This is a genomic window from Methanobrevibacter sp. UBA212 (assembly GCF_905233225.1).
Lineage (GTDB): Archaea > Methanobacteriota > Methanobacteria > Methanobacteriales > Methanobacteriaceae > Methanocatella.
Window position 1 is genome coordinate 1 of record NZ_CAJODJ010000004.1, and the last position, 23,479, is coordinate 23,479.

Sequence of the window (23,479 nt, forward strand, 5' to 3'; positions counted from 1 at the left end):
CAAATAAAATAAAACACAATAAAATTAATTAAAAAAGATAGTACACCCAATAGTGCAATTCATCCACAACTTGCAGAAGTTGTGGTATTCTTGCATTTTTAAGATAAAATCAGGACAGACTACCATAGGCAAAATTAAATCATAAAATTTATTGAAACTAATTTTTAAAGCATCTTTCCACTGGTTGAAAATAATCTCAGAACACTCATCTGCCTTATAGAAGCATGCCATCAAAATCAATGATGATATAATGTCAGGATATCTGACCGCAAAGTCAAGCGCAAAGGCACCGCCTATGGAAAAACCTACCAGATTTATTTTATCAATATTTAAGTCATCTAAAAGGCCATGCAAGTCTTCGACATATGTTTCAATGGATATCTCATCATCACCCAATTCCGTTTGGCCATGCCCTCTCAAATCAGCCCTCACTACCTGATAATCATGCCTGAGATTGCTTGCTAAAAATTCCCAATATGCCAAATTGTCCGAAAGCCCATGTACAAAAACAACAGTTTCCCCACTGCCTTCAACAGTGTAATGTAAATCAACATTATTCAAAATAGCACCACCACTTAATTTAATTAAACATTAAACGATTAAGTAAAACATTTATAATTTTATGAATATAAATGTTAATATGAATTTTAGTAGAAGTTTAATTTTGATTGCACTTTTAGCAGCCGTTACATTATTTGTTGTAAACGCAGGATTTGCAGGTAGCGACACCTCTTTAGAGCAGCACGATTTTGATTCATATTTCAAGATGGATGTTCCAAAGGGAATCTCATTTGAAAAGACAAACAACACACCCGACAAAAGCATCAACGTCACAATGAACTACAAGAACTATACTGAAAAGATCAACATCATATATGCGCAATCAGCTGGAGCAAAGAATAATCTGTTGAAATATTATGAAGACCTTGCCAAAAACGATACAAACATAACCGTAAAGTCATTCAACAACACTACAATACTTCATTTCAAAGGAGACAACCTCATTGGAGAAGACAACTACCATGATATGGCGATTTCCGGAGACAATACAAAATACATATTATTGCAGTGCGATAATGAAACCTTAATGAACTCAATGGCAAGCTCCATTAAATTCAATTAACTTTTTCTTTTTTTACAATCACCATTTCTAACTAAAAATATCAAATTATATATAATTTAAAAAACAGATTTTAATCCATATAATATTAATTATTATAAAAAAAGGGATTAAAATGAAAACTGTTGCAATTAATGGTTATGGAACCATCGGTAAAAGAGTGGCCGATGCTGTTGCCGCTCAAGATGATATGAAAGTAATTGGTGTAAGTAAAACTAGACCAAACTACGAAGCAAGAACCGCTGTTGAAGAAAAAGGATATCCTTTATACATTGGAATTCCAGAAAGAGAACAATTATTTAAAGATGCTGGAATTGAAATAGCCGGTACCGTTGAAGAGATGATTCAGGAAGCTGACGTTGTTGTTGATTGTACTCCTGGAAGCATCGGACCGCAAAATCTTGAAATGTATAAGAAAGCTGGCGTAAAAGCCATTTACCAAGGTGGAGAAGACCATGATTTAACCGGTCTTTCATTCAATTCTTTCGGTAATTATGATGACTCATACGGTGCAGACTACACAAGAGTAGTTTCATGTAACACTACCGGTTTGACCCGTACACTATCAACAATCGACCCGATAGCAGACATTAAAAAGGTAAGGGCAGTAATGGTGAGAAGAGGATCCGACCCATCTGAAATCAAAAAGGGACCAATCAACGCAATTGTTCCAAATCCGCCAAAGGTACCGTCCCACCACGGACCTGACGTGAAAACCGTTATGAAAGGCATTGACGTTACAACCATGGCATTGCTCGTGCCAACAACCCTAATGCACCAACACAACATCATGGTTGAAATCAACAACGATGTTGAAACCGAAGAAATCATTGCCGCATTAGAAAAACGTTCAAGAGTGATTGTTGTATCCGCTGAAGAAGGTTTAGGTTCAACCGCTGAGTTAATGGAATATGCCAAAGAACTTGGAAGAAACAGAAACGACCTGTACGAAATTCCAGTTTGGAGAGAATCCATTAACGTTGTGGACAATGAACTGTTCTATATGCAGGCTGTGCATCAGGAATCTGATGTGATACCTGAAAACATTGATGCCATTCGTGCACTTTTAGAAATGGAAAGTGACAACGAAAAATCAATTGCAAAAACCAACAAAGCTATGGGAATATTCTAAATTCCCCCTTTTACTATTTTTTTAACTGATTTAACATGAAACATAATGTACTTTTTGGACCTGCCGGAAGTCCTGTCGATTATAAGGGAGCAGCCTACAAGGCCCCCAAATACATTCAGGATGAAGGGCTGGACTCCTATGAATACCAATCCCCATACGGCGTGAGAATTGGTGAAAAGGCCGCAACCACATTAAAAGAAGAATCTGAAAAGCATGACATTCTAATTTCAATGCATGCTCCCTATTACATTAACCTATGTGCAAAGGAAGATTCAAAGCTCGATAAAAGTATTGGGCATTTGATTGCTGCAGCCCGTGCCGGCGAATGGATGGGAGCATACCGTTTGGTATTCCACCCCGGAGCCTATCTAAACAGAAAGCCTGAAAAGGCCATGGAAATATCAAAGAATACTGTAAACAGATTATTTGAAGAGCTTGAAGCTGAAGGCATTGAAGAGTTTACATTTGCGCCTGAAACTACAGGAAAACGCACACAGCTTGGAAACGTTTCAGAAGTTGTTGAGCTATGCGCCACATTTGACAACTTCGAGCCGACAATAGACTTTGCGCATGTCCATGCAAGAGGCCGTGGATTTTTGAATGAAAAAGAGGATTACAATTGCATATTTTCAACAATTGAAGATAATCTGGACATTGACATCCTACATTGCCACTTCACCACCATAGAATATGGAAACGGAGGAGAGGTAAAGCATCACACATTGGATGAAAGTGACGAATACGGTCCAAACATCAGAGATCTGCTTTCAAATCTGATCGACAACGGGTGGAAGGCAAACATCATTTGCGAAACACCAAAAAGAGATTTGGACGCACTAAAAATGAAGGAAGCATATGAAGAAATGATTTAATAGTCTTTAACAGAATCTATTAAATCATCCATATCCTTAAATAACGCATTTATATCATCATTATCAGTCTTATTGGAGCTTAATTGAATTACCAGTTCATTTATCAGCTCTTCCATCTTGTCAACGAAAGTGTTCAATACCCTGATTTTATCTTCGATTTGCCTGTTGACCACGTTACTGCTTTCCAGTTCCATCATCTTTTGAGTTATCTTTAATTGGTTGGCAAACAATTGATTTGACTTTTCGATGGCTGCGGTGAATTTAGAATAGGACATGTGTGAAGGGTCAAACAATTTTTCAACCAGTTCCTGTGCCTTGGCTTGTTTTGAATTATAGTCCTGTTCTATTTCCTTAACTTTTGATTCATATCTTGATGGAGCCATAGTTGATTGAGTGGAATCATGATAGACTTCCTTACCGCATTGTGAACAGAAATGCTGATTCGGAACTAACCTCGCTCCACAGTAAATGCAAAAATGATTATGATTATCTTCTACCATAAGTAGATATTTGACCAAACTAATTAAAAAAAGTATAAGATATCAGTCCAAATTTTCGGCAATTTCATGACCTAAAGGGGTCAAACGATAGATCCTGTTTTTGCGCTCCTGCTCATTGATGCATTCGGCAACACCACAATCCTTTAATTCTTTCAAAACTTTGGAAATATGACTCAATCTAATATCAGAATCATTAGCTATTTGAGTTGGAGTTTCATTTCCCTCTTGCATCGCCTTTATTGCCTTTATCCTATATGATGAAATGCTAATATAGGCAAATGTTTTAAGTGTGTTATCGTCCATAACTACCATCCAGTTATAATTAATAACTACAAAATAATATTTAAGTTTATATACATACCACTAATAAGATAATGGCAAAGTACATATCCGAATAATATAAGATATAAGTATTTGAACAGGACTCTCAAAATAATGTGAAGAGCATATTCATTAAAAAAAAATTAGAATCTTTTCAATCTTAAAACAACAATTTCGGAATCCGTTCCCCACCTCATGGGAGTGGCGGTAGCCCCAATACCAGTAGTTACATGAAGATATCTTCCCAAATCATTTTTAAACAAACCCTTATTGTATTTGAATATTAAATTTCCAAACCAAACGGCCGGATAAAACTGTCCCCCATGAGTATGGCCGGACAATTGAACATCAAAGCCCATTTCGGAAAATTCCTCCCAGTAATATGGAACATGATAAATAAGGACATTTGTCAGGTCCCGTTTAATCAGGAATTCATCAAGTTCAGGCTTGCTTTGATCATCAAAGCTGAATGTAATGCCATGAATGTTTAAACATCCGAATTCCATTGACTGATTGTCCAAAACTATAATCCCCGCTTTCCTGCAGGCTGCAATTACATCATCAATCCCCAAATAGAAATCATGATTTCCAGGAGTAAACACCACAGGCACACCGACATTGCGGAAAGCCATAAAATCATCCGGCTCAACAATTGATGTGCCGTCAGCCAAATCACCTGAAATGATGGCCAAATCACAGTCAAGGTCATTGAGCCTGTCAGCAATGTCTCGAATGATTTTTCTGTGGCGCAGTGATCCAAAATGTATGTCGGAGAGGTGTGCAATGCTGATGTCCCTTTCCAGATTAGCCAATTCAATTGTTTTCTCATGAACAACCAGATTATGACCCTTCCAGTAATTGTAGATACCTACAACCGGCACAATCAGCAATAATATCAAAATGACCTCAAAGGGCAGGGCAATGAATCTTGCGACAATGTATATGAATACGATATCCATCAGAAACATCAGTGACGCCCACATCCAAATTCCATCAATAACCGTTAAAAATCTGGTTATGCCCCTTGATTTTTTAGACTCGAAAATCAACGGCATAAAATGAATCAAACCTATGAAAAAAGTCAATATTAATATGTAAGCCTCATCAATACCGCCAAGTAGCAAAAAGATATATTTAAGCAGGAAAAATTCAAACAGCATATAAAATGGCGTTATTAACAGTGCCCTCTTTGATGTGAAATTCATTAATCAAACTCCTAAAAAGTAATTTGTTACCACAACTATTTAAATTATTAAAGCTAATGTTTGAATGTGTAACAAAAACATGGAGGTGATTATTTGAAAAGTGACAATAAAAAGCAAGAAATTAAAACAACCAATCAAAAGGCGTCAAAAATTGAAAATGAAAATAAGGAATATGCCGAATTGGTCGTAGTCAAACCAGTCGGTTACCCGTTCGATTTCACAATGATGGATGAAAACATTGAAATCACCAACATAAATCTGTTTGAAGAATATGCAAGAGAGCAATGGTTGGGCCTGGTTGTTTGTGAAAACTCATTTTTATTTGATCAAAAAATAATCCCTGATTACGGTTTTGAAATAGTAACTGCAAAGCCGAACAATTCAATCATTTCAGACAACACAAAAATCAAGATAATCACTGACAAAATAGAAAACAAGCATGAAAACGTCAAATCGGACGTTACCCTAAATGACATTGTCGGGCAGGAAAACGCCAAATCCAAGGTCAAGGTCATAACCAGGTATCTTGAAAACCCTGAAAGCTTCGGGCCTTGGGCTCCAAAAAACATCTTGTTTTACGGCCTTCCCGGCACAGGCAAAACCATGCTTGTAAAGGCACTGTCCAATGAGCTTGAGGTTCCATTGTATCTGGTGAAGGCAACCTCCTTGATAGGAGAGCATGTTGGAGATGCCTCATCCAAAATTCATGACCTCTTTAAAAAGGCATCTGAAAATGCGCCTTCAATAATATTCATTGATGAAATCGATGCCATTGCGCTTCACAGGTCATTCCAGTCTTTAAGGGGAGACGTGTCCGAGATTGTAAATTCACTTCTAACCGAAATGGATGGCATCGAGGAGAACAAATCCGTCATAACAATAGGAGCCACCAACAATCAGAGCAGTTTGGATCTTGCTGTGAGAAGCAGATTTGAAGAGGAAATCGAATTCAAGCTGCCGAATGAAAATGAAAGACTGGAAATACTTGAAAACAATCTGAAAACAATGCCTCTCGGCCATGATTTGGATTTGGAAAAAATCGTCAAAATGACCAAAGGATTGTCCGGCAGGGACATCAAGGAAAAGATATTAAAGACCTCCCTTCACAATGCAATATCCAATGATGCCGATATCATAACTATGGAAAATATTGAATATGCATTAAATTCATTTAAAATTAAAAATAGTGATGTTAAAGGAATGTTTGAGTAATATTTTAATTGAAATCAAAAATATACTCTGCTGCATCAATAACATCTTTATTTTCTTCTTTTGCAGCTTTTTTAACATTTTTTGAAATGTCATAGAAAATTTTGTTGACAATGGAATTTGTTAGATTATCAAGAATTTTGACACTGCCATCTACATCAGCCAACTTTACTGATGCTTTTTGTGTTTCACGTTGTCTTATCCCTTCCATAGATGCTCTTAAATTACCAAGAATCTCATCAACTTCCATTATTTTAAACGATTCTTTAAGTAGAATGAACTCTTCATTGATGATATTTTCCGCTTCACCGAATTCCTTAATTCTGAGCTGAGTATTTTCATCAGCGATTTCACGCAAGTCATCAATATTGAATGATTTGACGCCCAATTCAGAGACATCATCTGAAATATCACGAGGATTGGCAATATCCACCATCATTATATCCTCATAGTCCATATCTATTCCCAAAAGACGTTCTTTTGTAATTATTGCATGAGGAGCACTTGTAGCGCTTATTACCAAATCAGCAGTTGCCAAATACTTTTCCAAATCAGCAAAAAGTATCGCTTCACCTCCCAAATCCTTGGCAAGGTCCACTGCAACATAATATGTACGGTTTGCAACAAAAATTGCATGCAAATCCTTTTCGGCCAATGCCTTTGCAACCAATTTGCCCATCTTTCCTGCACCGATGACAAGAACTGACTTATCATCCAGACTACCTATGTGCTTTTCTGCCAAATCGATTGCCGCAGAACCTATGGAAACAGCACCCTTGTTGATATTGGTCTTATTCCTGACAACCTGACCAACATGTATTGCCTTTGTAAAGACCGCATCGAGAGATCTGCCGCAATGATGGTTTTTAACTGCCTTGTGCTTGGCATCCTTAACCTGACCCAGAATCTGGTCCTCACCGACAATCATTGATTCCAGACCTGAAGTCATCCTAAGCAGATGCATCACAGCGGATTGACCGTATTCGATTATGATGCTTTGATTTTCATGGGACAGGAGTTCATCATCTTCAGAAATCAGGTCATTGCTGATATAGTATTCCTTCCTGTTGCAGGTGGAAATTTCAACATATTCGTTTATTGAATATTTTTCCTGTAATTGAGCGAATAATTCATCCATGTCCTTTGAGATATTCTCCATTGACTGAATATCTGCAATTTTGTGGTCAACCCTTAAATTAAGTATCAATTTAATCCCCTTATCAAATTATCAATATATAGTTTGGCTTCATCAATCTGGCGATTGTCAATAAATTCGTTAATCTTTTCATCCTCAAAAATCTCATAGAGATACTTTCTGCGCTCCTTTTGGTTTTCGATAGCACCCTTCAGCTTTGATCTTGCATAATCCTGAAGCTCAATTTCCAAAATGTCTTCCTCAGTGATTATTGACTGAATCTTTTTTCTCAATTGGCGAGCCATCAACGGACTTTTTCCATTGGTAAAAATAGATATTTCAATATCTGCGATATTAAAACTTGTAGGAACGATTACATTTCCCTTTAAAGGATAATCAGCACGATTAATTAACTTATCTTGTGAAATTTTTGAAACATAGTCGGACATCCCTTCATCACCACTGGCAACAACAACCAAATCGGCCCATTCAACCAGCTCATCAACATCATCTGTAGAGCACAGTTGTGCCCCCTTATCTGCCAAATCATCAGATAAATCATTTCCAACCAATTTGACATTAGCTCCATGGTCCAAAAACTTATTGGCCCTTCTTGTTGCAACTTCGCCAGTGCCTAGAATAAAAACATTTAAAGTTGATGTTTTAAGATAAATAGATGTCCAATCCATTTTAATCAGAATTTTCAATAGATTTTGCATGCAGTACTTTTACAGCAGCTCTTAAATCATTATTACATTCAGTTAAAACATTCATGGCTTCAAGTTTGGAAATATTGAATGTTTCAGCCAATGCTTCAGCTCTTTGGTCAGGATCCGGTTTTTTAACTCCGACCAATCTTTCAGATAATTGCCTTTTCAAATCCAAATACTCATCATGGCTCATTCCCATATTCCTTAAAGTCATGTCTCTTAATGGGCAAGGTTTTGATGGTTTGCAACACCATACAAGTGAACCGAAACAGGTCCCAGCCCCTTCACCTAATCTAGTTTCTTTACCGAATTGAATCTTGATGTTAATAAACTCCTGAGGAGTTAAATTAACTTCCTGTAATGCGTTTAAAACTGGGCATGGTTTAACTGGCGGACAGCAAAAAGCAAGTCCTCTTACATCTCCCCCTCTACAAATGTGAGATGGTGCATCTTCCCAAGTCATAATATCCTCCAAAAATAATTTTCATTTCTCCAAGTAAATTTATAAAATAATAATATAATTTATTTAAAGTATGAATATATAATCTTTTTTGTAAAAATACAATTAATAATCATAACCATTAATTATTTTACACAAATTTTAAATATCTTTTAAAACTTATTTTTTAATCGAATGTTAATCGAAAATATTGCCGTCACCGTCGAGAGGAAAAACATCAAGAATATGTATATACGCATCCTGCCACCAAATGGAGATGTAAAAGTATCCGCACCGATATTTGTAAGCGATGCGGAAATAATTGGCTTTGTCAAATCAAAAAAGGAATGGATTTTGAAAAAGCAAAAATACATTTTGGAAAATAACATCAAAGCTCCCTTAAAATATGACAACGGTGAAAAGCACTTCCTGTGGGGCAAAGAATATAACATGCAGCTGATTTCAAACAAAAATGTGAAACATGCTTTTATAAATGAAAACACTCTTTATTTACCCATTCCAAAAAGAAGCACAATAGAAAAAAGAAAAAAGATTCTGGACGAATTCTACAGACATGAACTGAAAAAAGCAATTCCTGAAGTTCTGGACAAATGCACAAAAATCGTTGGACGAAATCCTTCAGACGTTACAGTCAGAAAAATGAAAAACTGGGGAAACTGCAAGCAGGACGGCAGAATCACACTTAATTTGAATCTTGCAAAAAAAGATAAGGAATGCCTTGAATATGTGATGATACATGAGCTGTGCCATCTGATTGAATTCAATCACGGAAAAAATTTTAAAAAACTGATGGACAAATTCTGTCCGAACTGGAAAATAATAAAAAAAAGATTAAATGAATAAGAAGATTTATCTGTCTTTAAGCATATCTTCTTTTTCATCTGGAGTTAATTGATCAACAATCTCTTCAGGAGTACCAACATCCAAGAGTTTTCCTCCCCTCATTAAAGCCGCTCTGTCACAGACATCCAAAACAAAGTCCATATCGTGAGAAACGATAATGAATGTTTGCTCTAATTCTGTACGGGCTTTTAGAATTGAGTCGGTAACATTAACACGAGTAATAGGATCCATAGTACCTGTAGGCTCATCCAAAACGATGATTTTAGGTTCTTTGATTAACACTTGTGCCAAAGCAACCCTATGTTTTTCACCTACACTTAACTGGTCAGGATACTTGTCTAAAATCACATTAGCTTCCTTTTCACCAAATCCAACAGTAGTCAATGCATGAACCGCTTTGATTTTACCAAATTCGGCAGGCAAGTTCAAACTAATAGCATCAGTCAAGTTACCTAGAATTGTTCTGTGAGGATAAAGTGAATATTCCTGGTGCAATAAGCCTAAATAAGGAACTATACGTCCACGGTTGAGAGGACCTCCTTTAGTCATGTCAATCCATTCGTCACCAAGCTTGATATCAATTTCACCACTACTTGGTTCGGTCAATCCAATAAGCATTCTTGTAGTTGTTGTCTTACCTGAACCGCTCAAACCAACAATTCCAAATATCTCTTCATGGTGGATGTTCAAGTTGATTCCGTCAACAGCCTTTACCACACCACGTTCAATGGAATAGTAATGCTTTTTGAGGTCCTTAATGACAATTTCCTCTTCACCAAACTCAGGGATTTCCGGTTTTTCAGGAACAGGAACTGTTTCCATGAAATGATCCACAACCTCATGTGGGTCTCCTTCCTCCTTAATTTGGCCATCTTCCAACCAGATTACGTTGTCCGCAAGTTCAATCATTACTTCCGGCCAGTGAGAAGTGATAAGCATAGTAATGTTTTTGTCTTTAACACCTTCCTTCAGAGTATTGTGAAGCTTTACAGCAGTTTGAGGATCCAATGTACCTGTAGGTTCATCTGCCAAAAACATCATTGGATTTTTAGCCAATTGCCTTGCAAGCACAACTCTCTGTTTTTCACCACCACTTAAATCACGGGCAATGTGAGTAATCCTATGGTTCATTTGAACCATTTCCAATAATTCTAAAGCAAGATATAATCCTTCTTCATACTCTACAGTATCCGGAACGGCTCTCATTACATTTTCTATTACAGTCTCTTCATCATACAAAGCGAAATTACGTTGCAGCATGATGGAAATTCTTCTTTTAATGCTTGCAAATAACTTTCTTTCAGCATTGAAGAAATCAACTTCCCTTGCTTCAAATGTTCCCCCACACTCACATTTATTACCTTCATGAGATGGAGATTCAACAGCCAAACAATCTGGACAAACAGCAATATTCATTATAATATTACCTGCATCAGGAGTGTATTCTTTTGTTCCCCTAAGCATATTGATTAAAACAGATTTTCCACTTCCACTACGTCCCAAAATACCTAAAGTCTCTCCTTCATTAATCTTTAAATTAATATCTTTAAGAACATCAACACCATCAAAAGTTTTTGTAATATTCTTAAGAGTTATAAAATCCATGAAATCACCTATTGTTTTATTCTTTATTTTAAACTATTAATAATACTTTCTAATAACAATTGTTTTAAATTTTTTAAAAATTAGCAATATTAAAATCTAAATTTCCAGAAATTACTGAACGAGCTATTGAAAAGCCATCAACACCAGTATTAACCATTTTTTCAAGATTTTCATTACTGTTGATTGAATTATTCCCAATAACTTTAATATTAACATTATTACAAATTTCACTTAATAGTTCCCAGTCCGCTTCAAAGACACCCTTCTTCATTGCATCGACATGCAAATAATCGGCACCGGCATCCTCTATTAGCTTTGATAATTTCAAAGTATCGGTTCCTTCAACATTAGCTCTGATTTTAACTGACACTTCGCTTTTTACGTTATCAACAATTTCAGAAATAAAATTAGATAAATCCGGGCGATTCAACATTTCCTGACCACAACCGATTGATAAAATTTCTTCCTGTCGGCAATGACAATTGATTTCTACTATATCCAAATCCTTGATGTTTCCAACATCAATAATCGGCTGCGGAGTTGTTGCCCTCACATTCGCTGAAACTTTTACGCTGCTGTGAACACTTTTAATTGAATTAACTTCATTTTGAATATGAGTAAAAATCTCATCCAAAGGAAAATCGAATTCAGCCCTTCCTCTTGCGATGATCTTTTTACTTGCTTCAATTGTAGGCGCATCCAAACTGTATCCGCCTAAAGTAGCTACATCAAAACCCAATGGAATAACCTTATTTAAAAAATTAGCATTAGTTATTCCAGCCATTGGAGCAACTACTCTAATCATAATATCCCTTAATATTCTTTTTCGATTACCCAAGTCCACATTTCATTGTTATGAGCTCTGATTTCTTCAAGACCAATATCTGCCATGTAAGCAGCATCTTCAGCATTTTTACCTCTTCCAATACCTGCTTTGAGTTTAATGCCTATTTCCTCATCTATTTCAACCATGATATCTTCGATTTCCTGTTCGGACAATCCATTACATGGAGACATGAAATTATCCCCACCGATGAAGAACAGTAATGCTCCTTTCTTAATGAGTTTGGTCATCAAATAATGTTGAGCCTTGTTAACCATGAAGCTGGTATCAAAAGCGGATTCAATGTCTGTCAAAGTTTCTGTAACGCTGTTGATGTCAATATGAGCTGCTTGAACAAAACTGTCTTCCTCACTTACCAAACTGTCTACAGCCAAAATCTCTTTTCTTTCGCCTGATTGAGCACTTCCCGCTTTTTGAAGTGCAATTGTTGCCAATTTTTGTGCTTCATGAGGAGTTTCAGCAGCGCCGACACCCATACTTACAGTGATTGGGTATCTGTTTCTGATGGACCTTTGAATTCTTAAATGGTCTTCTTCATCTAATCCATTTGAAACAGCAAGTAAATTATCGAATCTAGTGAAGAACACTAAACCTTTCTTGTTTCCAAAATGATTGTTTAAATCTGCAAATAAGCTCGCTTGAAGCATTTGTAAGTCGGATTCAGTTCTTGGTCTTGGAGTTACGGTCCAAGGTCCATAGTTGTCAATTTGTATTAATGTCATCTGTATCATTTGATAATCGCCTCTTTCTATTAAGGAATACTATCTATAATAATTTGAGCCAAACTTTTTTTGACTTCTAAACTATTCATTATAGTATTTGTAATTGTTACCTTATTAACTATTTGATTTAATTGTGATTTCAGATTATAATCCTTATCATCAATAACAATATTATCTAGGAAATCCTTGTATAGTGATGCAACGCCAATCGCTGAAACATCAATATCCAAAGCATTCATGAATTTATTTGCAGGCCCTGAAACAGCACCTGAACCAATAATTGGTGAAACTGCAATAACATAAGTATCTTTTAGAGCATCACGAACACCGTCGAGAGATAATATAGGTAAAATTGAAGTAATTGGATTGGATGGTCCGATAATTACCGCATCTGAATTTTTAATTGCATCAACAACCCCATCTGATGGATTGACATTTGAAAATTTGACATCCAAAACTTCAGGTTCTGACTGGTGCTTAATTAAAAAGTCATGGAACTCAAGCTCACCGATATCTGTGACGATTTTTATTTCAGAGTCCTCCTCACTCATCGGAATGATTCTTGATTCGATTCCCATGTTTTTGGCCTGAATTTCACATGCCCTTGCAAGACCATGCATTTCCATCAATTGGGTTTTCTGTATCTTTGTTGCACGGTCAATATCGCCAATTCTAAGCAATTCAGGACAACCAAGCTCTTCAAGCCTTTCATGAGTTATGAAGGTATCATCCTTAACGCCATACCAGAACTCATCATTTATCATGTCAGACATCGTATACAATACGGTGTCAATGTCTGCTGAGACATAAACCCCTGAAAAGTAATCATTTTCCAAGGTGTTTACAACAATTGTCAAATCCTTAGGATCAACAATTTCCTTAAGGCCTTGCAATAATTTTGGAGTACCAGTTCCTCCAGATAAAACAGTAATCATAATATCAACTATTTTCTAAATACATCTGCCTCTTTAGGCATCAAAACAGGTTTAATGTTTGAATCAGGATTTCTCAAAATGTCAAAACTGTCAAAACCACGTATAATAACAACAGGAAGACCCTCATCAGCCTGCCCCATAATAAGGGATGCTGCTGCAGACAGCTCATCGCATGTTGCAATTTCAGTTGTTTCAAGTTCCCTTCCATACAAATCCTTTTCACCGACACGTTTCCAGATAGGTGAAATTCCTGAACAACCGATTGCAGTGCCGATTGCACCGAATCTGAATGCCCTTCCTTGGGTATCAGTAATTATAACAGCAATTTCTTCGCCGAACTCATGTTCCAAATATTCTCGAATTTCACGGGCAGAGCCGTCAGCATCCTTTGGCATTGGAGTGGCAAGCCCTTCGCCAACATTGGACTCGTCAATACCTGCATTGGCACAGACAAAACCCTGTTTTGTTTCGGTTATTATGAAATTAGGGCCAATGCGGACAACCTCATTTGATTCATTTAAAATGGCCTCAACCAGTCTGGGGTCTTTGCCTGAATCATTCGAAAGCCTGATTGCAAAATCAGAAGGTGTCAAGTCATCCAATTTTATGAAATTTTCTTCAGCCTTTGAAATCAAGGTTTCGGCAATCAAAACAATGTCCCCATGATTTAAACCGCAGCCCTGCTTTTCAATGGCCTCTTTAATAATTTGAGAAATATCACTGTTCCCATCAATAATGGGAATGTCTTCTAAACCAAACAATTCAATACTCATAATAATCATCTAAAAACTTAAAAAAAAAGAAAAATTATGGAACATAGACTGCAGTAGTCCATTTTCCATCAAAAACAGCCGCACCGGATGTGACAGGCTTTTCATAATCAGCAAAAGTACCTTCATCAAAAATATATTTTGCGGCCTCTTCGGAAGTCTTGGCTTCAAAATCAACCTTATCAGGCACCTGACTGCCATATGTTGAAATGAAAGCGGCTTCCCCATACGGCACCTGTTCAACCAGTATCTTGTTGTCGTTAACAATTCCAATATAACACTCATATTCGTCTTCGTTATCAGTTGCTGTTACGGCAGCGGCGATCCTTGGAGTGTTATAGTCATCCTTTTCATAATCCATAGTAAGCAATGAATATGCCATTGCATCTCTGATATTCATTCCTACACGAATCTTATCTGCTATAACATCTGTCTGAGAACCGTTTGATACAACTGCAACATCATTTGCAAAACAGATGCAATTGTAAGAAATATAAGTGCTCTTATAGATATCTTTTTCAAAACCTTCCTTCGGAACAACAGCCACATGGTCATCAAACTTATAGCAATCCCTATTCGGAAATGACCTGCTTGATACCCTGTAGGCCACAAAAGGTTTACCTTCACTATTCATACCTGTTGATAAAATTCTACCAGTATACATTTCATATCTCCTTAATTAACTTCAGGACGTTGTACCGCCACTTCTGGAGGCACACCAGGAGGAGTTTCTATAACGATTTCACCCGGTTTGATGGTAACCTGTCCTTGATCAATAACATTAGCTTGAACACCAACGGCGCTGCCCGATATCGCATCAGACCTGTCCTGACCGTTAACAGTAACCTTATTAAGATGGGCCACCGGCACAACATAGTATTCCTGGTCACCGGAAACATCAGTTACATTAGGTTTTCCGCCAGTATCTTTAACATCATCTGCAGCATCCGTTTGAACATCTGTAGCTGAAAAATTACTAGTAACAACTAAGAAAATCATGATAGTGAATAGAATATCAATAAAAGGAACCAAATTGATAGTAGGTTTTTGATCTAAAAATTTCTTTTTATGCTTTTTTACATCAATTGCCAATTCAATCACCTATTGTCTTAGTTTACTTTCAGTAATCTCAGCGTTAACATTACACTTTTCTAAAATAATATTTGCAATACTTTTATCTAACATGCTCGGTTTAAAAGAAACCTTGATATTAGCATAAGGATCAGAGATCAGCCTGGCATTTACAACACCTTCAGCTTCCTGAAGAGCCTCAAGTGCGCATTCCACATTAGAATCCACTCTAATATTAACGACGGCATATCCCCAATTGGTCATTTTTGTAGCAAGTTCAATCTTATCCATTTCAGATTCGATAAGACCTTGAATATAAGTATATACAGGCAATAGAACAATAGCCGCTAAAAGCCCCATGATTGTAGTTGTCAAAGCAATGTAGATACCCTCTGCCATTGCCGCAGAATCCGGATGAACACCTAATGATTTGAATGTCATCCAAATACCTATAACAGTACCGATCAGACCTAAAAATGGAGCAAGCTCAATAATCGTCTTGATAGTGCTTAAACCTTTGGTCATTTTAGCAACTTCAACAATGAAAATTTGTTCCATACTCTCTTCAACTTCAGTCTTGTTCTTATAACCTATCTTTAAAGTTTCAGAAATAATTCTGGAAATTGGATTCTTAAACCCATTAATCTGTTTTAAGGCCTCTACAGCACCGCCCCTTTCCATTGATGCGGTTACAACACCGAAAATTTCGGTTGTATCGACCTTACTAATTTTTTTAAGATATGCAATTTTTCTTAATGCAATAATAAGACCATAAATACCCATAAAAAGAATTATGTAAGTAATAATTCCCCCTTGCGTAAAAATGTCAACTATCCCATCAACAAATGGCATAATATACTCAATAATCATTTTTATCCCTAAATATATTATATTGAAAATTAATTTATAAGAATATTATATTAATTCATATACTTAAATATTATTTAAAAAAAGATTTATATTATTTCATTTTAGCTACCGTATTCCATGACCTTCTAACGAAATCAGGCATTTCATCATAGGTATAATTTGTAAGGAATTTTTTGGTTGTAGGATCAGATGGATATCCTGAACCGATTCCACCGGATTTGATGAATTCCTTATTTATCTCAGCAATCTGAGCATCCCTTTCAGCCTTTGCTATAATTGAAGCAGCACTGACCTGAATATAGGTATCATCAGCCTTATGTTCCGCAATAACATCAAAACCTGTGTCTTTCTTAAGGTTTTCCTGAAATCTTTCAGCCTTCACATCAACAGCATCAACAATGGCCTTTTCCGGTTTTAACCTTAAAATCAATTCTTCCATTGCATTTTTTTCGATTTCATTAAGGTTTATTCCGTCTGCCCTCATTTCATCAATTTCACGAGCAGATATTATGATAATGTCATATTCAAACATTTTTTTTAATTTACGAGACAGTATCGTACGGCGATTTGCAGTTAACCTCTTGGAATCCTTAACACCCATTCTTCCAAGGACCTTTTCCATCTTTTCAGGAACCACTACTCCTGCAATCACCATAGGTCCCAAAACAGACCCTCTTCCAGCTTCATCAATACCTAAAATATCCATAAAAATCAATAAATATAAAATAAAAAAAAGAAATGAAATAAAATAAATTTATTTCATGGCCCTGAGACGAACTTCAGGTTCTAAAGCAAGAGGTTCAGCAGCAACGATAGCAGTACCCTTTGCTACAACAGTCATAGGATCTTCAGAAATTTCTATTGGGATTCCGATTTCATCAAAGATTCTGTTTTTGATTCCACGGAGTCTTGAACTTCCACCAACAGCAACAGCGTTATTGTAAACGCCCATCATCAATTCTGGAGATAATCTTTCTAAAATTACATTTAAGCCGTCAACTATTTGTTGCATATATGGCTCTACTGCATCTGCAACGAGCATTGAATCAATTACAACCTTTTTAGGCCTGTTAGTTTCAAGGGATTTACCGATTACTTCTACACTTAAGTTTTCAAGCTGTTCGGAACAATGCACCATACCAACTTCAATTTTTGCAGCTTCTGCATCATGAATACCAATTGCTACATCGTATTTTTCTGCTACAAGTTCAACTATCTTAATATCAATGTCATCTCCACCACATCTAACGGTTTCAATATCATTAATACCACCGAGGGAAATGATTACAATATCGGTTGAACCTGCACCAATATCCACAACCATAGTGCCGTTAGGTTCTGCAATAGGCAAACCTGCACCAATAGCTGCAGCCAATCCTTCACTAATTACCAGAATGTTTTGAGCACCTGCTTTTCTTCCAATCTCTTCAGCAGCATTCTTTTCTACTTCAGAAGCATCACCAGGAATACCAATGACGATTCTACCTACAGTTTCACCTTCATTAATACCGATTTGCATTGCTTTAATGAGCAATGCCTGTGCTTGTACAACGTTTTCTATAACTCCTTTTTTCAAAGGTCTTACTGCAAGAATATCTTCAGGAGTCCTTCCGAGCATTTTTTTAGCTTCTTCACCAACAGCCAATACTTCTGAAGGGTCATCTTTTTTAACTGCAACAACAGATGGAATTTGGTATAAATCAAATTTGTCACCTGAAGGCTTTGCAATTACAGTGTTTAAAGTTCCTAAATCAATTCCTAAACTGTTACTAATGACTTTAGTATTTTCAGTTTGTGGTTCTTCCTCTTCATTTCCAAAAATATTCATGATAAATCCTCCGTTACAATATCTCTAAAATCGATAACGAAAACCTTATTAGATGTAGCTATACTTTGAACTTTATTAACTGCCTCTTTCCTTTCAACAGACAACAATACTGTTGATAAAACAACCTCATTAGCATTATAAAATGGTTTGAAGAGAGATTTAATAAAGTTTGGCAATTTAACTTCGTTACTTATATCAATATCTATGAACCCAGTAGTTTGAGATTCCTGCAGAATTGCAAATGAAATCCTTGATTTTCCAAGGACGGACACTATGTTTCTTATCACATCATCAGGAGCCACCAATACCATTAAATTTGGCTCATTCAACAGATGAGTTTTAGAAACCTGAACATAAGCTCCACCATGCTTTTGGGTTTCGGCCTTAAATTCATTCAATTTAAGAGAATTGCCATAAAACATGATAAAATCAAATTTCTTGTCCACCTTGCCATCAGTCAATATGACATGCTCTCTGAAAAGTATTTTAATTTGATGATTAGATGCAATGGCTTTATATGCCATAGCATCAACCAAATCAACATTTCCTGCAACAATGCCCCAAGCCTTATCAACTTCAAAGGTTTCACTTGATGTGGCCACTGCTGCTTGCCTGAGCATGCGTATATTATCTTCTATCATCTAACTACTCGCAATATATTAATATAAATTAGTCGTCTAAACAAACAAGAAATATCATTTAGAAATACTAAATTTAAGGAAGATAATTCCCAATTTAATACCTAAATAAAGAAATTTATTGATGTTTATAAAGTCTAACAATAAATATTTATTAAAAACATTATTATATATATTTTATCTTTTATTGGACTTTTTTTAAAAAAAATTGGAAAAAACTTTATTTTAACCGATTAGAACAATAACAATAATATCTAACCAAAATAACTTTATAACAATAAGTAAATAATAATTAATGAAAACAATTTTTCAAATCGGGTAAAACTAACATGCCTACATTAATAAATACGGATATGAGTAAAAATTATACGAATTAGAAGGTAACATTAATAAGAAATGAAGTAGAAAGTAATACTGGAGTTGAATTATGAGTAGCATGAACACAGAGATGAAAAGTTTTATAGCGATATCCGACATCATATCCCTGTTGAATATGAGTTCAGGATTCCTATCCATCATTAGCTCAATAAATCACAATTTTGAGCTAGCTGCAATCCTCATGATTATTGCAATCATATTTGACTCCTCAGATGGTTGGGTAGCACGCAAAACAAATAGACAGGACGATTTAGGCTTCGGGAAAAATATCGATTCTTTGTCCGATATCATTTCATTCGGAGTAGCACCTGCAACATTTCTTTACAGTTGCATTAACACCACCCCAGGCATATTTCAGGCAATAGTAGTTATCATTAGCTTATTTATTGTTATTTGTGGAGTTTTGAGATTGACCAGATATAATGTAATTGCCGGCAAAATCGATACAAAGGACTTCATAGGCTTTCCGATTCCAGGAATATCACTTGTATTGGCCACATATTATCTGAGCGGATTATTCAATCCGTATGTTGCATTGATATTAAGCGCAATTATTTCATTGCTTATGATATGCAATATCAGATATCCGAAATTCGACAACATTCCAGTAATTGCAATATCCGCAATATTAATAGTGATTTTGATTCTTCCAATCAACATCATAATATACAATATTAATGTACCTGCATTGATATTGCTATTATTCTGTCTTTACTACCTAATAATTAATTTAATTAAAAGATAAGGAATATTACTCCTATTTAATTAAGTTAACCATCCATATAACTGAATTTAGGAGTATTGAAAATGAATACCAAAAAACCACGTGATCCATTATATCCTAAAGGTTTTGAAGAGACACAGGAACTGAAAAAACAAATTTCCAGCGAACTTCAAAAACCGCCAAAAAAAGAAGAAGATGATGAATTAACACCACTGAAAAAGCTGAATCGAAAAATTGGAATTTATTTATCTCCAAAATCAATCGATATCACTGACAATGAGAAAAAAAGAAAGATAGGTATAATCATTACGACATTGATTCTTGTGACATTGATAATAACGGCCTATTATTTCATAATCTATGAACCTTCACAGGAGGCATTGTCACTTGCAAAAACAACAAAGCTGAATGAGCTTCATGACCTCTATTCCGGAGCACTGACAGATTCGGCCAATGCACTGCTAATTGAAAATCAGATTAACGACGCAAAAAATGCACATGAAGTCGAGTCAATAAACATCATGACCCCCGCAACAAAGGACTGGAAGGAACATCACAAAAAATCAATAAATCTTCATCAGGACAAATACAACAGGACAATGGTAGTTTACGAAAACGAAAGCAAAAGCACAATCATTTCAATATACGAAGCAATGGAAATCGTTAATGAGAATGATGCAAAAATTCTCTCCCAAATAAAATTTGATGAACCCAATACCGTTTCGGTACCTATTCTGGTTTCACGGCTTCAGGCTGGAGCGGGCCTTGTAAAGGAAGGCAGCGTTGTAGACATCTATACAAATTCCAACTCAACAGACGAAAACATTACAAACTCCACATCACCCGAAATAAGAGGATGTACAGTAATATCCATAATGAGATATGAGGAAAACGGAGAAATCGATTCAGAATATTCAAAATCAAAAATGACAGTTGAGGGGAACAGCAGCAATCCCCGTGAAAATACGAAAGCATTTTCATCAGACGTGCTGGAAATGATTAAGGCATCGATCATCAACGGATATGATGAGAAAAAAACCTTTAAGATGCTTGACGATTATGGAGTGAAGCTGTCAAATTACGAAAGACAAATCAACCTGGGAGATCTGGATGCACAATATATGCTTTTGATTGAGGCACCGCAGGACAAGGTCAGTTACATAATAAACAATATGGAAAATATTGTCCTGACAATTCCAACATCAGAGGCGCCGGATTGGATGGTGACAGAAATCAGCGAAACATATCACAATTAATATATAATAATATTAACAAAGTTGATAGCATGAACAAGCCTAGCATTTCAACAATAATTGTTATCATTTGTCTTTTGATAATAGGATTATATGCGATGGGAGAAGTCAATTACTTTTCAACAAAGGTCGTTGTGGACAAAACCATCAATGCAGATTCTCCCAAAATCATAATCCCCTCAATCGGAGTCAATGAAAAGATAAACAATGAATCCTTAAATTACGGAGTTTTAAGCGACCCGGGAGAAAACACTCCAACTAAAAATCCTGTTGCATTGTACGGACACCGGACACTTCAGGGCTCACCATTCCTGAGGCTGAATGAATTGGGCGTTGGAGATACATTCATTCTTGAATGGCCCGGAATCGGAGAGATTAAATATAAGGTGGTTGACACAAAAATAGTGCCTGCAACCTATAACTTCGTTCCTGAAGGATCAGATTCAGCATATCTGATTACATGCGACCCTATCGGTTCGACTGAAAATAGGATAATCGTTCAAGGAGACATTGTTGACAAGGGGCCAATCAATACACAAGTGCTTGAAGACAACCCTCAGGCATCAAACGCACTGATAATTACTGCGATATTCCTGGTGATTGGACTCGCATTCAGTTTCTTCTATCCGAAGGACAACAGAATATACATTCTGGCAACAGTTTTAATCATCTCATTTGTGCTGTTCTACTGCTGCATAAATCCAATGCCGTCAGAGTGGATATATGACAAGATAATATTCTTAAATGGAGGGTCAGGATGGATATAGACACAAAATACTTTTCAAACATAACAACACGTGAACGCGCCATATTTGAAGGCGCAATCAGTATGGGAGCATTGTTCCACCAGTTTGTAGGAACACCTGTAAACAAGGACACAAAGGAAAGCCTTGAAAAGGCCATGGAGGAATCACTGAGCCTTCAGCCTGCAATTGAAAAGGTAGAGGTTGAAATAAGATTCGATAAACTTGAGGAATCCATGACCGAATTTGACTACACCTCCCTTACAGGAGATATGCTCGACGTTAAAATCCATACAAAAGTAGATGACGTTGTTGCAATAATAAGAATTGAATTCATTGAAGAGTTAAACTATCCTTTGATGTATGTTGAAAGTATTGAAGATTAGTATATATCTTCCAAATCTTTCAATAACTCTTCCAAATGATTTTTTTTAATGTGATTCATTAGGACTACACGAATAGCTACCGGACATTTGGCAACAGACACTTTCCATCCCAAATCTTCTAATTTTTTAGCCAAATCATTGGCTTCCATATCAGGATGGTTGAATGCAACGATATTTAATTCCGGCTCGCAGATAATTTCATAGCCCAGTTTCTTCAGGTTTTCGGCAAAGAATTTAGTGTTTTCCATCATGTTTTGAGCAAGTTTGGAATAGCCTTCCTTTCCGAAATACTTCATTATCGCATAGGTTGCAGCAGATGAAGCGCCCAACCGAGTTCCAACAATGGTTGATTGTGTTTTTACAGTCAGATATGGTGAATCAACTGCCATAACATCAAGATACTCTTCATACCTGAAAATGATTCCTCCGGCAGGAATCGGAGCCAGACCCATCTTGTGAGGGTCAACAGTTATGGAACAGACCCCCTCAAGTGAAAAATCAAATACCGGCAAGTCATAACCCTCCTCTTTTAAAAATGGAATTGAAAATCCTCCGAAGGCTGCATCAACATGGAAATAGATATTGTTTTCAAAAGCAATTTTTGAAATCTCTTCAATAGGGTCAATCAAGCCCAATTCAGTTGTTCCGGCAATTGCCACTATTGCCACGGTCTTATCTGAAATCACATCCTTAAGGGCCCCGACATCAATCCTATAATTTTCATCGATTTTTGCTTCAACGATTTTTAGGTTAAGCATGTCTGCAGCTTTTTTAAATGAAAAATGGGCAGATTCGGGAATGATTATTTCACCATCAACTATTCCCTTGTATTTTCTTGCATGATTTCTGGCAGCCCTCATTGCCATTAGATTGGCCTCAGTTCCACCAGTGACAATGTTACCATAGGCTTCATCAAGAGACAATAACTCTCCAATAGATTTGATGACCTTATTTTCAATCTGTTTAGTTCCTTTAAAAAGGCCGGGATCTCCCAAATTGGTATCTAAAAATTTGCAAAATACTTCCTTTGCAAAGGGATGTGCTTCAGTACACATTGAACCCAATATCCTGCCGTCTGCATAGTCATGGTCCAATTTGTGAAGTTCATCCAATTCATTCAATATATCCTGCTTATCTATTGGCTTATCATCCATAAAGTAACCTATCTAACAATAATTAAATAAAAATAAAAATAAAAAAAAGAA

28 protein-coding genes are annotated in these 23,479 nt (G+C 36.2%); 9 read left to right on the forward strand and 19 right to left on the reverse strand.

Annotation, left to right across the window (positions count from 1 at the left end):
• Positions 1-24 precede the first annotated feature (24 nt).
• A complete protein-coding gene (locus QZ138_RS01145) occupies positions 25-561 on the reverse strand; it encodes an alpha/beta fold hydrolase (RefSeq protein ID WP_292885145.1) in 537 nt (178 codons plus the stop codon).
• A gap of 79 nt (positions 562-640) precedes the next feature.
• On the opposite strand from QZ138_RS01145, the gene QZ138_RS01150 reads away from it, so the two are divergent.
• From QZ138_RS01150 to QZ138_RS01160, 3 genes are all read left to right on the forward strand, one after another.
• Positions 641-1,123 (forward strand): hypothetical protein, encoded by a 483-nt coding sequence (locus QZ138_RS01150; protein WP_292885148.1) that lies wholly within the window; start codon positions 641-643, stop codon positions 1,121-1,123.
• Between the two features lie 112 nt (positions 1,124-1,235).
• Positions 1,236-2,252 carry a phosphorylating glyceraldehyde-3-phosphate dehydrogenase gene (locus QZ138_RS01155; RefSeq protein ID WP_292885151.1) on the forward strand — a complete coding sequence of 339 codons (1,017 nt, stop codon included), beginning with the start codon at positions 1,236-1,238 and terminating at the stop codon, positions 2,250-2,252.
• Between the two features lie 35 nt (positions 2,253-2,287).
• Complete coding sequence (locus tag QZ138_RS01160; RefSeq protein WP_292885154.1) at positions 2,288-3,124, forward strand: TIM barrel protein; 837 nt, start codon at positions 2,288-2,290, stop codon at positions 3,122-3,124.
• Here the strand turns inward: QZ138_RS01160 and QZ138_RS01165 are convergent.
• The 3 genes from QZ138_RS01165 to QZ138_RS01175 all read right to left on the reverse strand — a co-directional run bounded on the left by QZ138_RS01165 (position 3,121) and on the right by QZ138_RS01175 (position 5,150).
• Positions 3,121-3,624, reverse strand: a complete 504-nt coding sequence (locus tag QZ138_RS01165) for a zinc ribbon domain-containing protein (RefSeq protein WP_292885156.1) — start codon at positions 3,622-3,624, stop codon at positions 3,121-3,123. The two genes, QZ138_RS01160 and QZ138_RS01165, sit on opposite strands and share 4 nt — an antisense overlap.
• Before the next feature lie 42 nt (positions 3,625-3,666).
• A complete protein-coding gene (locus QZ138_RS01170; protein WP_292885159.1) occupies positions 3,667-3,927 on the reverse strand; it encodes a winged helix-turn-helix domain-containing protein in 261 nt (86 codons plus the stop codon).
• A gap of 161 nt (positions 3,928-4,088) precedes the next feature.
• Complete coding sequence (locus tag QZ138_RS01175; protein WP_292885162.1) at positions 4,089-5,150, reverse strand: metallophosphoesterase; 1,062 nt, start codon at positions 5,148-5,150, stop codon at positions 4,089-4,091.
• Between the two features lie 93 nt (positions 5,151-5,243).
• Here QZ138_RS01175 and QZ138_RS01180 point away from each other — a divergent pair, with 93 nt between their 5' ends.
• Entirely contained in the window at positions 5,244-6,362 is a 1,119-nt protein-coding gene (locus tag QZ138_RS01180; RefSeq protein WP_292885165.1) for an AAA family ATPase, read from the forward strand.
• A gap of 4 nt (positions 6,363-6,366) precedes the next feature.
• Here QZ138_RS01180 and hemA read toward each other — a convergent pair whose 3' ends face one another.
• From hemA to QZ138_RS01195, 3 genes are read right to left on the reverse strand one after another with little or no spacing between them, the layout of a single operon-like run.
• A complete protein-coding gene (gene hemA / locus QZ138_RS01185) occupies positions 6,367-7,566 on the reverse strand; it encodes a glutamyl-tRNA reductase (protein WP_292885168.1) in 1,200 nt (399 codons plus the stop codon).
• A complete protein-coding gene (locus tag QZ138_RS01190) occupies positions 7,563-8,183 on the reverse strand; it encodes a bifunctional precorrin-2 dehydrogenase/sirohydrochlorin ferrochelatase (protein WP_292885171.1) in 621 nt (206 codons plus the stop codon). The genes hemA and QZ138_RS01190 overlap by 4 nt, the downstream gene beginning before the upstream one ends.
• Before the next feature lies 1 nt (position 8,184).
• Positions 8,185-8,667 carry a methanogenesis marker 9 domain-containing protein gene (locus QZ138_RS01195; protein ID WP_292602776.1) on the reverse strand — a complete coding sequence of 161 codons (483 nt, stop codon included), beginning with the start codon at positions 8,665-8,667 and terminating at the stop codon, positions 8,185-8,187.
• Between the two features lie 171 nt (positions 8,668-8,838).
• On the opposite strand from QZ138_RS01195, the gene QZ138_RS01200 reads away from it, so the two are divergent.
• On the forward strand, positions 8,839-9,507 hold the full coding sequence (locus QZ138_RS01200) for a M48 family metallopeptidase (RefSeq protein WP_292885173.1): 669 nt from the start codon (positions 8,839-8,841) through the stop codon (positions 9,505-9,507).
• A 6-nt stretch (positions 9,508-9,513) separates the two neighbouring features.
• On the opposite strand, the gene atwA is transcribed toward QZ138_RS01200, so the two are convergent.
• The 11 genes from atwA to QZ138_RS01255 all read right to left on the reverse strand — a co-directional run bounded on the left by atwA (position 9,514) and on the right by QZ138_RS01255 (position 18,793).
• Positions 9,514-11,112 (reverse strand): methyl coenzyme M reductase system, component A2, encoded by a 1,599-nt coding sequence (gene atwA / locus QZ138_RS01205; RefSeq protein ID WP_292885175.1) that lies wholly within the window; start codon positions 11,110-11,112, stop codon positions 9,514-9,516.
• Positions 11,113-11,185: 73 nt separating this feature from the next.
• Positions 11,186-11,896: an MJ0144 family RNA dihydrouridine synthase-like protein gene (locus QZ138_RS01210; RefSeq protein ID WP_342765661.1), complete on the reverse strand. Its 711-nt coding sequence runs from the start codon at positions 11,894-11,896 to the stop codon at positions 11,186-11,188.
• 29 nt (positions 11,897-11,925) lie between these two features.
• A complete protein-coding gene (locus tag QZ138_RS01215) occupies positions 11,926-12,687 on the reverse strand; it encodes a GTP cyclohydrolase III (protein ID WP_292885181.1) in 762 nt (253 codons plus the stop codon).
• 20 nt (positions 12,688-12,707) lie between these two features.
• Positions 12,708-13,613: a 2-phospho-L-lactate transferase gene (cofD, locus tag QZ138_RS01220; protein ID WP_292885184.1), complete on the reverse strand. Its 906-nt coding sequence runs from the start codon at positions 13,611-13,613 to the stop codon at positions 12,708-12,710.
• 8 nt (positions 13,614-13,621) lie between these two features.
• Positions 13,622-14,395: a coenzyme F420-0:L-glutamate ligase gene (locus QZ138_RS01225; protein ID WP_292885187.1), complete on the reverse strand. Its 774-nt coding sequence runs from the start codon at positions 14,393-14,395 to the stop codon at positions 13,622-13,624.
• Positions 14,396-14,420: 25 nt separating this feature from the next.
• Complete coding sequence (locus QZ138_RS01230) at positions 14,421-15,047, reverse strand: IMP cyclohydrolase (protein ID WP_292885190.1); 627 nt, start codon at positions 15,045-15,047, stop codon at positions 14,421-14,423.
• Between the two features lie 11 nt (positions 15,048-15,058).
• Positions 15,059-15,475 (reverse strand): biopolymer transporter ExbD, encoded by a 417-nt coding sequence (locus tag QZ138_RS01235; protein ID WP_292885193.1) that lies wholly within the window; start codon positions 15,473-15,475, stop codon positions 15,059-15,061.
• A gap of 9 nt (positions 15,476-15,484) precedes the next feature.
• On the reverse strand, positions 15,485-16,324 hold the full coding sequence (locus QZ138_RS01240) for a MotA/TolQ/ExbB proton channel family protein (RefSeq protein ID WP_292885196.1): 840 nt from the start codon (positions 16,322-16,324) through the stop codon (positions 15,485-15,487).
• A gap of 91 nt (positions 16,325-16,415) precedes the next feature.
• On the reverse strand, positions 16,416-17,030 hold the full coding sequence (gene rnhB, locus QZ138_RS01245; RefSeq protein ID WP_292602808.1) for a ribonuclease HII: 615 nt from the start codon (positions 17,028-17,030) through the stop codon (positions 16,416-16,418).
• A 48-nt stretch (positions 17,031-17,078) separates the two neighbouring features.
• Positions 17,079-18,152, reverse strand: coding sequence for a rod shape-determining protein (locus QZ138_RS01250; protein WP_292885201.1), 1,074 nt, complete (start codon positions 18,150-18,152; stop codon positions 17,079-17,081).
• The gene (locus QZ138_RS01255) at positions 18,149-18,793 is read right to left on the reverse strand and encodes a hypothetical protein (RefSeq protein ID WP_292885203.1); all 645 of its coding nucleotides are present in this window, start codon (positions 18,791-18,793) and stop codon (positions 18,149-18,151) included. The genes QZ138_RS01250 and QZ138_RS01255 overlap by 4 nt, the downstream gene beginning before the upstream one ends.
• Before the next feature lie 424 nt (positions 18,794-19,217).
• Between QZ138_RS01255 and QZ138_RS01260 the strand changes: the two genes are divergently transcribed.
• From QZ138_RS01260 to QZ138_RS01275, 4 genes are all read left to right on the forward strand, one after another.
• Positions 19,218-19,913: an archaetidylserine synthase gene (locus tag QZ138_RS01260; protein ID WP_292602817.1), complete on the forward strand. Its 696-nt coding sequence runs from the start codon at positions 19,218-19,220 to the stop codon at positions 19,911-19,913.
• Positions 19,914-19,975: 62 nt separating this feature from the next.
• Positions 19,976-21,148 carry a DUF515 domain-containing protein gene (locus tag QZ138_RS01265; RefSeq protein WP_292885206.1) on the forward strand — a complete coding sequence of 391 codons (1,173 nt, stop codon included), beginning with the start codon at positions 19,976-19,978 and terminating at the stop codon, positions 21,146-21,148.
• Positions 21,149-21,177: 29 nt separating this feature from the next.
• The gene (locus QZ138_RS01270; protein WP_292885209.1) at positions 21,178-21,912 is read left to right on the forward strand and encodes a sortase; all 735 of its coding nucleotides are present in this window, start codon (positions 21,178-21,180) and stop codon (positions 21,910-21,912) included.
• On the forward strand, positions 21,903-22,274 hold the full coding sequence (locus tag QZ138_RS01275; protein ID WP_292885212.1) for a dihydroneopterin aldolase family protein: 372 nt from the start codon (positions 21,903-21,905) through the stop codon (positions 22,272-22,274). Before QZ138_RS01270 ends, QZ138_RS01275 begins: the two co-directional genes overlap by 10 nt.
• On the opposite strand, the gene mfnA is transcribed toward QZ138_RS01275, so the two are convergent.
• Positions 22,271-23,428 carry a tyrosine decarboxylase MfnA gene (gene mfnA / locus QZ138_RS01280; RefSeq protein ID WP_292885215.1) on the reverse strand — a complete coding sequence of 386 codons (1,158 nt, stop codon included), beginning with the start codon at positions 23,426-23,428 and terminating at the stop codon, positions 22,271-22,273. The genes QZ138_RS01275 and mfnA overlap by 4 nt on opposite strands.
• Positions 23,429-23,479: the final 51 nt, after the last annotated feature.

What these genes read in the sequence shown, in the direction of transcription:
- QZ138_RS01190 (WP_292885171.1), bottom strand. Translation starts at nt 8,183, where the DNA reads ATGGATTGGACATCTATTTATCTTAAAACATCAACTTTAAATGTTTTT.
- QZ138_RS01165 (WP_292885156.1), bottom strand. Translation starts at nt 3,624, where the DNA reads ATGGTAGAAGATAATCATAATCATTTTTGCATTTACTGTGGAGCGAGG.
- cofD (WP_292885184.1), bottom strand. Translation starts at nt 13,613, where the DNA reads ATGATTACTGTTTTATCTGGAGGAACTGGTACTCCAAAATTATTGCAA.
- QZ138_RS01255 (WP_292885203.1), bottom strand. Translation starts at nt 18,793, where the DNA reads ATGATAGAAGATAATATACGCATGCTCAGGCAAGCAGCAGTGGCCACA.
- rnhB (WP_292602808.1), bottom strand. Translation starts at nt 17,030, where the DNA reads ATGGATATTTTAGGTATTGATGAAGCTGGAAGAGGGTCTGTTTTGGGA.
- QZ138_RS01265 (WP_292885206.1), top strand. Translation starts at nt 19,976, where the DNA reads ATGAATACCAAAAAACCACGTGATCCATTATATCCTAAAGGTTTTGAA.
- QZ138_RS01275 (WP_292885212.1), top strand. Translation starts at nt 21,903, where the DNA reads ATGGATATAGACACAAAATACTTTTCAAACATAACAACACGTGAACGC.
- QZ138_RS01215 (WP_292885181.1), bottom strand. Translation starts at nt 12,687, where the DNA reads ATGATACAGATGACATTAATACAAATTGACAACTATGGACCTTGGACC.
- QZ138_RS01230 (WP_292885190.1), bottom strand. Translation starts at nt 15,047, where the DNA reads ATGTATACTGGTAGAATTTTATCAACAGGTATGAATAGTGAAGGTAAA.
- QZ138_RS01195 (WP_292602776.1), bottom strand. Translation starts at nt 8,667, where the DNA reads ATGACTTGGGAAGATGCACCATCTCACATTTGTAGAGGGGGAGATGTA.
- QZ138_RS01175 (WP_292885162.1), bottom strand. Translation starts at nt 5,150, where the DNA reads ATGAATTTCACATCAAAGAGGGCACTGTTAATAACGCCATTTTATATG.
- QZ138_RS01260 (WP_292602817.1), top strand. Translation starts at nt 19,218, where the DNA reads ATGAGTAGCATGAACACAGAGATGAAAAGTTTTATAGCGATATCCGAC.
- QZ138_RS01170 (WP_292885159.1), bottom strand. Translation starts at nt 3,927, where the DNA reads ATGGACGATAACACACTTAAAACATTTGCCTATATTAGCATTTCATCA.
- QZ138_RS01210 (WP_342765661.1), bottom strand. Translation starts at nt 11,896, where the DNA reads ATGGCTGGAATAACTAATGCTAATTTTTTAAATAAGGTTATTCCATTG.
- QZ138_RS01240 (WP_292885196.1), bottom strand. Translation starts at nt 16,324, where the DNA reads ATGATTATTGAGTATATTATGCCATTTGTTGATGGGATAGTTGACATT.
- QZ138_RS01155 (WP_292885151.1), top strand. Translation starts at nt 1,236, where the DNA reads ATGAAAACTGTTGCAATTAATGGTTATGGAACCATCGGTAAAAGAGTG.
- QZ138_RS01160 (WP_292885154.1), top strand. Translation starts at nt 2,288, where the DNA reads ATGAAACATAATGTACTTTTTGGACCTGCCGGAAGTCCTGTCGATTAT.
- mfnA (WP_292885215.1), bottom strand. Translation starts at nt 23,428, where the DNA reads ATGGATGATAAGCCAATAGATAAGCAGGATATATTGAATGAATTGGAT.
- QZ138_RS01250 (WP_292885201.1), bottom strand. Translation starts at nt 18,152, where the DNA reads ATGAATATTTTTGGAAATGAAGAGGAAGAACCACAAACTGAAAATACT.
- QZ138_RS01150 (WP_292885148.1), top strand. Translation starts at nt 641, where the DNA reads ATGAATTTTAGTAGAAGTTTAATTTTGATTGCACTTTTAGCAGCCGTT.
- QZ138_RS01270 (WP_292885209.1), top strand. Translation starts at nt 21,178, where the DNA reads ATGAACAAGCCTAGCATTTCAACAATAATTGTTATCATTTGTCTTTTG.
- QZ138_RS01200 (WP_292885173.1), top strand. Translation starts at nt 8,839, where the DNA reads ATGTTAATCGAAAATATTGCCGTCACCGTCGAGAGGAAAAACATCAAG.
- QZ138_RS01225 (WP_292885187.1), bottom strand. Translation starts at nt 14,395, where the DNA reads ATGATTATTATGAGTATTGAATTGTTTGGTTTAGAAGACATTCCCATT.
- atwA (WP_292885175.1), bottom strand. Translation starts at nt 11,112, where the DNA reads ATGGATTTTATAACTCTTAAGAATATTACAAAAACTTTTGATGGTGTT.